This is a genomic window from Lacrimispora sphenoides, assembly GCF_900105215.1.
Lineage (GTDB): Bacteria > Bacillota > Clostridia > Lachnospirales > Lachnospiraceae > Lacrimispora > Lacrimispora sphenoides_A.
Genome location: NZ_FOIP01000002.1, coordinates 2217301 through 2229399 on the forward strand (window position 1 = coordinate 2217301; position 12099 = coordinate 2229399).

At 38.7% G+C, this 12099-nt stretch carries 11 protein-coding genes; 5 read left to right on the forward strand and 6 right to left on the reverse strand.

The genetic code is table 11. The features are described 5' to 3' along the window. Positions 1-58: 58 nt before the first annotated feature. On the reverse strand, positions 59-2002 hold the full coding sequence (locus tag BMW45_RS27000; RefSeq protein WP_092251046.1) for a methyl-accepting chemotaxis protein: 1944 nt from the start codon (positions 2000-2002) through the stop codon (positions 59-61). Positions 2003-2239: 237 nt separating this feature from the next. After that, positions 2240-4936, reverse strand: coding sequence for a diguanylate cyclase (locus BMW45_RS27005; RefSeq protein ID WP_092251047.1), 2697 nt, complete (start codon positions 4934-4936; stop codon positions 2240-2242). A gap of 228 nt (positions 4937-5164) precedes the next feature. Here BMW45_RS27005 and BMW45_RS27010 point away from each other — a divergent pair, with 228 nt between their 5' ends. Then, a complete protein-coding gene (locus BMW45_RS27010) occupies positions 5165-6070 on the forward strand; it encodes a DUF2935 domain-containing protein (RefSeq protein WP_092251048.1) in 906 nt (301 codons plus the stop codon). A gap of 211 nt (positions 6071-6281) precedes the next feature. On the opposite strand, the gene BMW45_RS27015 is transcribed toward BMW45_RS27010, so the two are convergent. Next, positions 6282-6845 (reverse strand): HD domain-containing protein, encoded by a 564-nt coding sequence (locus BMW45_RS27015; protein WP_092251049.1) that lies wholly within the window; start codon positions 6843-6845, stop codon positions 6282-6284. Between the two features lie 956 nt (positions 6846-7801). Here BMW45_RS27015 and BMW45_RS27020 point away from each other — a divergent pair. Beyond that, entirely contained in the window at positions 7802-8056 is a 255-nt protein-coding gene (locus BMW45_RS27020; RefSeq protein WP_092251050.1) for a hypothetical protein, read from the forward strand. A 148-nt stretch (positions 8057-8204) separates the two neighbouring features. Here the strand turns inward: BMW45_RS27020 and BMW45_RS29210 are convergent, their stop codons facing one another. Further along, positions 8205-8519, reverse strand: a complete 315-nt coding sequence (locus BMW45_RS29210) for a GNAT family N-acetyltransferase (protein WP_092251051.1) — start codon at positions 8517-8519, stop codon at positions 8205-8207. Positions 8520-8818: 299 nt separating this feature from the next. Between BMW45_RS29210 and BMW45_RS27030 the strand changes: the two genes are divergently transcribed. Next, positions 8819-9211, forward strand: a complete 393-nt coding sequence (locus tag BMW45_RS27030) for a hypothetical protein (protein WP_092251052.1) — start codon at positions 8819-8821, stop codon at positions 9209-9211. 377 nt (positions 9212-9588) lie between these two features. Here BMW45_RS27030 and BMW45_RS27035 read toward each other — a convergent pair whose 3' ends face one another. Next, positions 9589-10062 (reverse strand): peptide-methionine (S)-S-oxide reductase, encoded by a 474-nt coding sequence (locus tag BMW45_RS27035; RefSeq protein WP_092251053.1) that lies wholly within the window; start codon positions 10060-10062, stop codon positions 9589-9591. A 312-nt stretch (positions 10063-10374) separates the two neighbouring features. On the opposite strand from BMW45_RS27035, the gene BMW45_RS27040 reads away from it, so the two are divergent. Beyond that, the gene (locus BMW45_RS27040; RefSeq protein WP_092251054.1) at positions 10375-10743 is read left to right on the forward strand and encodes a YkvA family protein; all 369 of its coding nucleotides are present in this window, start codon (positions 10375-10377) and stop codon (positions 10741-10743) included. Positions 10744-10973: 230 nt separating this feature from the next. On the opposite strand, the gene BMW45_RS27045 is transcribed toward BMW45_RS27040, so the two are convergent. Continuing rightward, positions 10974-11444, reverse strand: a complete 471-nt coding sequence (locus BMW45_RS27045; protein ID WP_092251055.1) for a GNAT family N-acetyltransferase — start codon at positions 11442-11444, stop codon at positions 10974-10976. Positions 11445-11742: 298 nt separating this feature from the next. Between BMW45_RS27045 and BMW45_RS27050 the strand changes: the two genes are divergently transcribed. Then, positions 11743-12075, forward strand: a complete 333-nt coding sequence (locus tag BMW45_RS27050) for a hypothetical protein (RefSeq protein ID WP_092251056.1) — start codon at positions 11743-11745, stop codon at positions 12073-12075. Positions 12076-12099: the final 24 nt, after the last annotated feature.

Genomic DNA, 12099 nt, shown 5'->3' on the forward strand with positions numbered 1-12099 from the left:
ATATGTTTAATATACTATTATCCTGCCTATTTGTCAATCATTTTTTATAACCTTTCTTCTAAGACTGTGTTAACTGAAACTCCATAACCCGTTCTTTTAACATCTGCATCTGACTTAAAAGTTCTTCACTGGTTGCCGCACTCTCCTCTGCTGTTGCTGAGTTGGCCTGAGTAACCATGGAAATCTTCTGCATTCCCTCTCCCAGTTCAGAGACACTGCTTGCCTGGCTCTCCAGTGATTCAGATATCCTTGACACCAGCGTATTAACGGAACTAGTTTGTTCTACGATCTTCTTAAACACATCAGCAGTCTGCTCTGTATTCTGTTTTCCCTGTTTTACAGACTCAATGGTGCTGTGAATCAGATCAGTCGTCTGCTTCGCTGCATCCGCACTTTTGGAAGCCAGCTCCCGTACTTCGTCTGCTACCACGGAGAATCCTTTTCCTGCCTCACCGGCACGAGCTGCCTCCACCGCTGCATTAAGTGCCAGAATATTGGTCTGGAAAGCGATATCATCAATGATGTGAATGATACTCTGGATCTTTTTTGCAGAAGCGTCAATGCTCGCCATGGACTGCTGCAGCCTATGCATTTCCTCATCTCCATGCTGAGTCTCCAAAAGCGCTGACTCTGTCATGTTCTTCATCGACAGGGAATGCTCTGCATTCTCCTGAATGTGATGAGATACCATTTCCAGAGAATTGGTCAGGCTCTCTGTAGTCGCCGCCTGTTCCGCAGAATTTTCCGCAAGATTCTGTCCGCCCAGCGCAACCTGTGCGGAGCTGGAACGTACCTGATCCGTTGCCTGTGTAATATTCCATAGTGTATTGTTTAAAGAGTCTAAGATCTGGTCCAGGGCGGACTGGATCGGAATGAAATCACCCTGATACTGCACGGCACTTCTTACGGTTAAATCTTTGGCCGCCACGGCATTCAGCACATTTGAGATATCCATGATATATGACCGCAATCCATGGATGGTGTTCTGCAGGGCCATAATAAGCCGTGCACTTTCATCTTTTCCTCTCACCGGCTCAATATCTTCATCAAGTTCTCCCCTGGCCAGCCGTTCAATCCTTTGTGTTGCAGTCACAATCGGTTCGGTGATCTTCTTGGAGAATATGCGGGTAATAGCTATGGCTGCTAAAAGCAGAACCAGCCCGGCGATCACACACATGATCAGAGTATAGCTCATATTTTCTTCGATCTGTGTCAAAGGCGTGGTGACTGCAACTGACCAGCCTTCCGGCCCGGCTAAGGGAACATATCCCACCAGGCGGCGCTGTCCGTTATAATAGCTGAAACCGGTACCTGTTTTACCGGAAGTCATTTCCTTAAAAATTTTAGCGGTAGGCGCATAGGATGGATCTTTTTTTGCCAGTTCAAAATAGTCTCTTGGATTGGATACATCGTCTTCATTCGGATGAATGACAGTCAGTCCATTCTTATCAATAACAAAGGCATATCCGTTTTCACCGATTTTGATTTTCGTCAGTTCGGCGCTGATGGCTTCATAAGGAAGAGATCCATACAATACGTTTCCGGTGCCGGCAATAGGGGCTGCTATATAAAGACTCAGCTTCTGATCTTCATTTAAAAACGGATCGGAAATATAGACAACTCCTTTTTGGGCTTCTGTAAAAAAGTCCTGGTCTGCAATCTGGTCCCCTTTGTTATTGGTTCCCTGTGCATCCGCTACTGTTATGTAATGAAAACCTGAAGCTTCTGCCTCCTCATCCAGCAGACGTTTCTTTTCTGAATCTGATGTTCTGCCATCTGTTAAAAAGCTCTTTGATGCAGTTACTTTTAATTCATTGCGGTAAATATTTAAGACGGAATCGATCCCCTGTTGATATGCTGCTGCCAGATAAGACGAATTCTGCTTTGCCTCAGCCATGGAGCTTCGGTAATAAAGAATCGAAGAAATGGTGGTCAGGAATATGACCGTAAAGATTAGCAGCAAAGAGATAAATAGTAAAAGCTTGTTTCTTAAGTACTTCATGTTTCTTGTGCCTCCTCAAAATTGCAATTTTGAAAAATCCTGAATTTTGAATCTTCTTACAGGCATTTCTCTTAAGTATATGGAAATTCAGACATAGTATCTTTCCAACTGCAGTCTTATAAATCATCGTACTGTAATTTTTGTTTCTACGGACAACTGCTATGCCGTAGGCATTATAGCATAAATAATGGAAGCGAACAACCATTCGCCAATGCGGGAAATCCAATGATGGAGCCATTATTTATTCTCCTTCATGATGAGTACAAACAATTCAGCAATCGTTGGATCATACTTTTGTCCGGAACCATTTATAATGGCTTGCAGCGCATTTTCTTTTCCCGCTTCCCGGTTATTTTCCCGGTTTAAGATTCTCTCATACCCTTCTGCAACAGATAAAATACGGGAAATAAGCGGGATCTCCTCGCCCTTTAAACCCTTGGGATACCCGGAACCATCCCAGCATTCATGATGTCCGTACACACCGTTGGCAAGGTCCAGAGTTTCCTGGGACAGATTCAGGATGCGGTATCCGATGGCCGGGTGCTGTCTCATCATCTCATGTTCTGCTTCCGTCAGTTGTTCATGAGTCTTTTCAAGAATCGACTCACTCAGGGTGATCTTACCGATATCGTGGAGGTATGCTCCGTCCCGCAGTTTCTTAATTTCTGTTTCAGGGAGCTCCATTGCCATGCCGATCCTTTCGCACAGCTTGCTGACTTCTTCTGAGTGTTTTTTCTCCCATGGGCTTTTCATATGAAGAGAAGTGATAATGCCGTTAATTGCATGAATTCCAAAGTTTATGGAAGAAATGCTCTTCTCCTTATACATCTCGTTCTCTGCTGTCTCCAGGATCCGCTCAATCTTCTGCCAGTGCTTGGCCTTTGTTCCAATTCCAACCGCAACACTGCATGACACCATATTTACCTTTTCCACTGAAACCTGATCTTTTACCCTCGAAGCAATGGACTCCGCCTCTTCCCCGGACGTGCGGGGAAGCAGCATCGTAAATTCATCGCCGCCGATCCGTGCGGCAACATCCCCTTCCCGGCAGTTCTTTTTCAAGACCTGGGCGACCTTAACTATGAATTCATCTCCTGCCGTATGCCCAAAGGTATCATTGATGAGCTTTAAGCCGTTTAAATCCAGAAATATCAGGGAAACCGGCTGGTTCTGCTGCGTGTCTGCTTTCTTCATCTCCTGCTCAAAACGCCTCCGGTTTACCAATCCGGTCAGAGGATCATGATAGCTTAAAAAGCGGATCTTTTCCTCCCCCTTCTTTCGCTCGGTAATATCGGCAAAGGTTATGACATACCCAACTTGCTTACCTTCCCTTAATTGGGGCAGAGCGCGGTACTCCGCATCAAAGCAGGTACCGTCGGCCCGTCTAAGCACACCGGTTCTTTCCCCTCCATTCTTTTCAGGACTAAGAAAATCCGCAAAAAACTTCATATCGCTTCCCAGCAATTCCTCGGGCTTTGAATATCCCAGAAGGCGCAGACAGCTTTTGTTGCAGAATGTGAATCTTCCGTTTAAATCCGTACCTAATATAGCTTCCGCCGCGGTATCCAGTATGAGCTGAAGCTGGGACTGACTCTCCCTTAATATCTCATTTGCCTTATTTAACTCCTTGGTCCGCAATTCAACAATACATTCCAGATGCTTGACCATATCAAGCAGATTATCTGCCAGGCGGTTAAATACATTGGATATTCTTCCTATTTCATCATTCCTTACAATCTCCACTCTTTGCTCTAAATTCCCTGCAGAAATGTTCTCCGCAATGGTCAGTAAGCCATTGATAGGCTTATAAAGCCTTCGGATGATCAAGAAGAAAATACAAATGGAAAGAGCGCCGGCAATAACAGCCAGTTCCGCCGAAACCCCGATATTCCGGTTCAGTTCTGCAGCAAAAAAACTTCCCGGAATCACAGAAATAATGACCCAGTCAAGACCTGCTTTCCGGTATTCCTGTACATTCGAATACCAGTCCGTTTCTCCCTCCATCCATGAGAATTCTGTCTTCTGGGATTTACGATACTTCTCGTAACTGCTCTTCCAGGCCGGAAGGGAAAGGTCATCGATCGTATTTCTTTTCAGTGATCCGTCACCAGCTACGGTATAATTATCCTCTCCCATGGAATTTGCAATTAAATTCCGGGAGTCTTTCTCTATAACAGACACGTAGCCCTTGAAACCGGCTCCCTCGTTTTTCAGATAATCCCCAATATCGGAAAGAAGCATATGGGTCCCTAGAATACCCTTAAGCGCTCCTTCCTCATCATATACAGGACATGAAACAGACACTGCTAGGTCATTGACGATGAAATCTCTGTATACTGGCGAAAAAACAGGCCTCTTCTCTTTTTCAGCCGCCTGATACCATTCCTGCAGCCTGGGATCAAAGGTGCCTGTGTTTCGTATCAACGACCCCGCTGTCATATCCTCATTTATATCACAGCGCCAGCTTTCTCCGCCAGTTTCATCATTACTTTTTATGAGTTCAAGTTCCCCCTTATTATTTCTTAGGGCCCCATAGTATTCTCCATCAACCGATGCATATGTAAAACTGTAAATCTCTTTTTCATAAGATTCTAAAATGCCAATAAAAAAAGAGTTGCGACTCTTTTCGTTTAAAAAATCAATGGTTTTATTTTCAATCAACTTTTTCCCTAGTTCATTTGCCGTAACTGGAACTCTGAAAAATGAATTCATCTTTTCAATCACATCCTGATTCATCTTTTCAGAAATCCCGGCAGTCTCTCTGGTTATGGAAGATTGCCAATTGTTCAAAACAAGTTTTTCAATAGTCACCAGGGACAAAAGGAACAGACAGATAAATGTGACGATTGTCACATTTTGGATTGACATGCTTTTTCGTGGTCTTCGTAATCTCATCTTCCTGATCGCTTCGGTTAAACGTACCCTTTCCTGCATGGCTCATTCCTTAATTACTTGCCGGCTGGCCCCGCATAAAATAAGTATAACTATTTCTATTGTAAAGTTCAACCTGAAAATATTTGCACGTAAACTAAGCCAAAACCCTTATAATTCATTGAAAGTGATAGGAAAAGCATCGTAAAGCAAAACATTTTTTTGTTTATTCGGTTAATAAACCATCAGCTCCGTCATATGATACTGGTAGAACAATAAAGGAGATTTCCTATGATTACTGAACAGCAATATGTAATTCTATCACTAGAGCTAAATATGTTTTTTGGACGCATCATGAAAGAACATTCCTTATTCTTAGAGGCCGGCTTTACTCCTGCCAATCCTGACTTTTCCAAAGTTGCAGATCAATACAAGCAGCAGTTTGAGACTATTTTACATAATGCTGTAGTATTGGGGAATGGCATTATCAGCCCACTTGTAGCGTCCTCCGGTGAAATCGTCACGGATTACACCCTTGGCAGCGAACAAAAAACACAATACTTCACCGGCATAGCCATCAATCAGGAGATCACAAGGCTGGAAGAAGCACTTTATGGTGAAGCCAATCCTTTGATTACTTCTACATTGGTACAGCAGGTAAGTCAGCTAAATGCCCTCGTCAGACCTATGCTGGAAGGACTTATCGGTTTCAAAACAGGATTATTGAATGATGTATTGTCCTGTCGTATGTTCACGGCAAACTACCCGCTGCTTATTGATCATATCTTACGTGAAGCCAAGTTGTATCATAGCCATTTAATCGCGCTGGAAAACCGGCAGAATCCAGAGGAAAACCTTAAAGAAACCGAGCTGTTCTGGGATCAGATCATGATGGAACATGCATTATTTATCCGAGGTCTGCTTGATCCAACGGAATGCGACCTCATAAATACAGCAAATGATTTTGCTGGGGAATATAAAGATCTAATGCGAGCGGCAATGACGGCTACTGATATGACCATTGACAGCGTAACAGATACAACCTTGCAGAAAACTGAAAAGTACCGCGACTTCAAAGAAGCGGGCACAAAAGGAATCAATGAATGCAAAATACGCAGTATTATTTTGCCTTTGTTGGCGGATCATGTGCTGCGTGAATCTAACCATTATATCCGGTTGCTTCGACAATTATCTTAATATTCTTTAAAATAGATTCTACTCTATACTACTAACATCGAAGGCGCGGTCAGCGGCCATTCTAGCATATTTTGTTTAGAGGCAGTGCTATGCGCTGCCTCTAAATTATTTTCGTGTATAAATTCCATTAATAATTAGAATTCACCATGTCTATTTTCCTTGTACTTAACACCGACCTTGGTGTCCGCATTTGGAATTTAAGTAAAAGGGGTTACTTTACTTCATCAATCTTTTTAATGGTATCTTCAAGAACAGCTTGTCTTAAAGATTTTAAGTAATCGGAGAACGCAACCTTATCATCTGCGTAGGTTAAGTTGAGTTCAAATTCTTTCGGAATCCAAGTAGATAAGTCGGACATATTATGCTGAATCAATGCTTCAAGGCCATCAATGGCTTTATAAATTTGAGCTTCAACTGTTTTACGCTCTGCCATTTCCTCATAAAGTTCCCGCATTTCTATTTCATATTCCTTCGGTAAGGAACGAACCCAGTTATATAGCAGATTTTTTTCGGTCTGCTCATGGGCCTGGTTCTTTTCAAAAGTAGGTATATCTCCAGTAAAGCATTCTCCTAAGTCGTGAATAATGCACATTCTGATAACCTTATCCATGTCAGCTTCAGGGAACTCATCCCTCATAAAAAAAGCCATCAAGGTCATCATCCAACTATGTTCCGCAACACTCTCGTGTCTGCCATTGGAAGTATAGCAATGGCGAGTTGTATCTTTCAGCTTTTCAGCGACCAATAATGCATCCAATAATTTTCTTGCTTCCATATTCTTTCCTCCCTATAAATTCTCATTTTGTAAATAAGGATACACCAATCGCTACTAACTATCAATACAAATTATCAGCTCAACCTACTATCATTTTTAAATAACCTGCTATATACTAAAGTAAAAAGTTTGGAGGTTTCCTATGATTTCTTATTTTTTACTATTAGTACCGCTACTTGAAATATTTAAGTATGTTGTATATGTCATGGTTTTCCTATGCTGCATCAAGTATTTAAAAAAATGATATCATTCCTTTCTCACTCCGGCCTCGTTACTGTCAGTCGGGCGTTAGATAGAAATTTTCACTTAATTAAGCAATGAATTTTATACACATTAATCATATTGCTTAATAAGTTAATATTTTTTTATGAATAAAGTTAATATACTGTAATTCGTTAAAGTGGTATAATGTATATAGCTCTTTTTTAGAGTGCCACCTACTCCCCAACCTGCGTGGCACTCCTTTTTATTCTGATCTTCAGGTCCTTTATCTTTTAATAATCAATATACCCTTTAAATCTCCGTTTAATTGCCTGTAAATAACAATTCATTACATTGACCATTCTTTTATTCAAATATTTGGTATTTATACCTTAAAGAGAAAACAGGTATTAATTTAATTTCCCCTGCTTGTTTTTTCAATGACAGTTTTTATTACTGCCGGCAGGATCTCCTTATCTTGCCGGCACTTCTCCTCTTAATAGTAATACTCGGGAAAATACTAATTCGCTCAAAATCATACTTATGCTTTCTCATTTACACCTATTAACCGCATATCATAAATCCCACTAGACATTCTTTCCTATGAATATATATCAAAGGCACATCATTTACATATAAATCTATCATGCTAATACCTCTTAAAATTTCAGATTAACTTTTTAAAAAATTTATACTTTTGTTACCCTCACTTTATATTGCTTTGTTATCATACTTGTAATATCGGAGGTTTACAAATGAAAACCAAATTAACTAATTCAATAGCTAAGGGACACGTAGGCTACGGTACTGGTCCGGGCATTATCGAGCACTTTGAATATGAGTGCCCATGCGGAAAAGGCAAAATCTTAGAAGAACACAATTTCATTCCTGGTTTTGAAGAACATGTTGTTAATATTCATTGTAACGATTGTTGCAATAAATATGAACTTAACACCGACCTTGGTGTCAGCAGTTGGAATTTAAGTAAAAAAGATTATACTTTAAGCTAATTTCTTATTCCATGGCCGAAGCTAGAGCTTCGGTCACTCTCAGTTTTGTGGAATACTTTAATTACAAAAAACTACCAGCTTAATACTGATAGTTAATGATGCCATAATCTGCTGCGATATTACAAATTTATTTTAAATCATGCTTTTGTTAAAAAAAATAAAAATTGTACTGCTGCTCCAAAGTATCGTTAATGTCTTTGTACATTTTAGTTTCTTTTAATTCATACCCAGCTTTTTCTATAGCTTTACATGATGGTACATTTTCCGTTCTTATTGTTGCAATTAATTTGCTTACATCATACTTCTTTAGAAAACACTTCGTGAATAATATTATCGCTTCTGTTGCATAACCATAGTTTCTATGATTCATATCTATGAAATAAGTAATTCCAATTTCATGAATATTTTGATAAGCACTACAGCCGACAGAACCAACTACTTGATTGTTCTTTTTATTTACAATTGCTTCTTTGACCGTACAACCTTAAAAATGTTGAGCAGACAATAAAACTATGATATGATATTACTTGCAGCGGGGGAGGCACCCATAACAAAAAACGAACTGCACGGGGAGACACCCATAACAAAAAACATATAAAGAGGTGATATTATATTAAACAAATTAATGTAGTAGATTATAGCAATATTTCTTTGGAGCCAACTTATCTGAAACGTGCCCGGCAACTGGTTAAAAATCAACGGGCAGAGTGGATCTCTGAAGATACTATTCGCATGAAACTACAGTATGTGGAGGGAAATTTAATGACTACAGAAAGTATCGTACAAAGTGTAAATTCTTCAACAAATGTTGACTCTGATGGCATCCTGAACATTCAAACCCCTGACGATAATACTATCCTAGAACTTGCAAAACGCAGACTGGCAATAAAGAAAAATCTTTTATCCCAAGCTTTGGATTATATGCTTATCCTATTGTGTTTTGCATCATTCGCAGTAATCTGGGATTATGGCACAAAAGTACTCATTTGTGTCATCTTTTCTCTATTCTGGGGAATACGCCTACTGTACCGAATCTTTAAATTTGCCAAACCGTCTTTTAAAGATGGTATTGCTGAATACATAAAAAAGAGAAATGATTACCGATTAGAATCGGAATTTAACAGGTTAAAAAAAGAATATATGAGCAATCACTAAACCGTTTTGTCATTTTTCGAATTAAAAGCATACTTGATGATTAAATACCGGTGGATTTTTCACCGGTATTTTCTATGTAATACTTACGGTGCTTTCATAATGGTGTAGTATAGATAATCCAATTTTATTATCTCAATATCTTTTAAACCAGAACACCATAAATACACTTATCCATATTCCTGTTTTCTTTAGAAAGAATAATACTCGCCTGTCTTGGTTCCTCTATTCAGTTCACTGATCATTTGATAGTCACGGACAAATTTCAGTTTTCATGTTTTAAATCATTGCATTAAAAAACTACCTCTAAATACTGATAGTTAGTAGTCTTCTTTATATATTTGATTTTGTCGGCTCCGTATTATGCTTATAACGGTGAGTTATGAATATTTGTGTAATAAATCTTTAGGAATATGACAATAGTCATTAGGACACCTATCTAATCTATCTTGATGTTTATCAGCACTTTTAACATAATTCATTAGTGGAAGAACTTCCACTACAATTTTGTTCCTATCTGCTCTTTCTGTTATATAATTCTTGGCATCTTCCAAATGTTGAGGCACTTTACTATATACGCCTGTGCGGTATTTTTTTCCAACATCATTACCTTGTTTATTCACACTGTAAGGATCTATAATCTCAAAAAAATAATCCATTAGTTGTGAAACAGTTACAATTTCAGGGTCAAATTCTGTTTTTACGCATTCAGCATAACCATCATACTCGCCTTCGAGAGTATTTGAATAACCATTTACTCGTCCTGCTTGAGTATTAATAACACCTTTTAGTGTTTTGATAAATGCTTGTACACCCCATAGACAGCCACCTGCAAAATATATTGTTTCAACCATAGTATTCACCTGTTTTCATTCGTCAAATATAAAAACCTTCATGAGTAGAATACCACCATACTTACTAACAATCAATATTAATTTTCCAATGTGCGGCAATACTTTAAATACTCATTTTCCAATCGAAAAAATATTTGCTACTCTTCCATACAATCATCACTTTAAGAATCAGCGGCAATTTCCCTTGCTTCTCTCGGTGTAATAATCACTCAACCTCCATTCAATATCAGTTTGATATATTGATTTTTTTAGATACTTATGGCATAGTAAGGTAAGCAAATAAATAATGAATATAAGTAAAGGAATGCCTTAATGAATTTAAAAGAAAGAGCACTACAATTAAAAACTGATATTCCCGCACTTTTCTTAGCTCTAAAGAGTTCTGAAACGCCCATTATTGCTAAAATTTTTGCAGGATTAGCAATCCTTTATGCGCTATCTCCGATAGATCTTATTCCGGATTTTATTCCGGTATTGGGATATGTTGATGATGTCATTCTACTTCCTGCATTAATTTCACTTACAATTAAATTCATACCAAAAGAAACCTTTGAAAAATGTAGAATTGAAGCCCAAAATATTTCACAAAATAACCTAGCCAGGAAATGGTATTATGCTGTACCTGTACTTGCCATTTGGTTGTTAATTTTGTGGTTAATAATTAAGGCCATTTTTATATGATTTTATATATTTTAAAATAAAAAGACTACTAAAATTATATGTAGGAATACCGTGGTATATTCTTTCTTCGGCGCCTTTAAAAGTATCTAAACGCAGTAAAACGTATCTCTACGTTGTACTTCCGGTTCAAATTTCAAAATATAAAAATCAATATCAGACATAAACTTTCTCTCCATATTTAACCTTTAAACCATAGGTGAATAAATTATGCTCATAATCTTATCGCTAAATCAGATTTTGACATTCCTCCACGTAAACCTTGGACCTTCTTCCCCTAATTCTCCATTGGCTAAAAATCCCGCTTTTTGGAGAACTCTTTGAGATGCAACATTATTAGGATCTGTTTCTGCTTCCACAAAGGATACACCAGTCTGGTTACTAGCCCATTTAGCCATAGCAGTAACTGCTTCCGTCATCAGTCCCTTACCCTCGTATTCCTTTTTAATCCCGTAACCTATTTCAACACTCCCATTATCATTTAGACCTTTAAAACACAAGTCACCAACTATCTGTTTGCTGTTCTTTAGCTGCATTATCCATATTGCATACCAAATTCGCTGGTCAGGTTTTTCTCTGCAACCAGCAAGCATTTCAGAATATGCTTGCTTCATTTCCTCATCCGTTTCTTCCCGAACCTTCATTTCGATCTCTTTATTAGAAATCGGAAAGATCAACATTCTATCTGTTGTAACCATAATCATTTTATTTATTCTCTCCTATATAAAATCTAGATTTGTATTTCTCATTATTTGTAAGTAATCTTCATAAGTAGAATACCACCATACTTTCTAATTATCAATATTAAGTTCTCAATGTACTCTAATACGTTAAATCCCAATTTTTTATTACCATTACACACGATAACCTGTTTTACTGTTTGATGACATTCTTCTCAAAATAGTTTTATTTGGTACAATTTCTCCATACTATCTACACATAATAATATTATCCTTTACGTATGCCAGTAAAATGCAAATGTATAAAGAAAGAGGTAGTAATATGAGGAAGAAACTAATTTCACTCGTGTCAGTAGTAGTATTGGCACTGTCTATGGCAACAGCGGCATTTGCAGCTCCTGCAAATGCACAGTACAAAACAGGGGCTTCCACCTATGGCGCTGCTTGCGGTGGCTTAGGGTATGACCTGATGAGAGATGCCAACGGAAACTTTTTAAGCCAAGAAGATTTTGAGGCCAATCTCGACAAGGCGATCGCAGACGGCGATATTGCTTCTGCTGACAGGGGATATTATGTAGAAATGTTCGATTACTGTGTAGCAAATGGCGGCAGCTTTGGAGGAAAAAGCCTTGGCGGTCGTGGTTGCAGAAGATAACCCCTGACAAACAAACTAGAAATT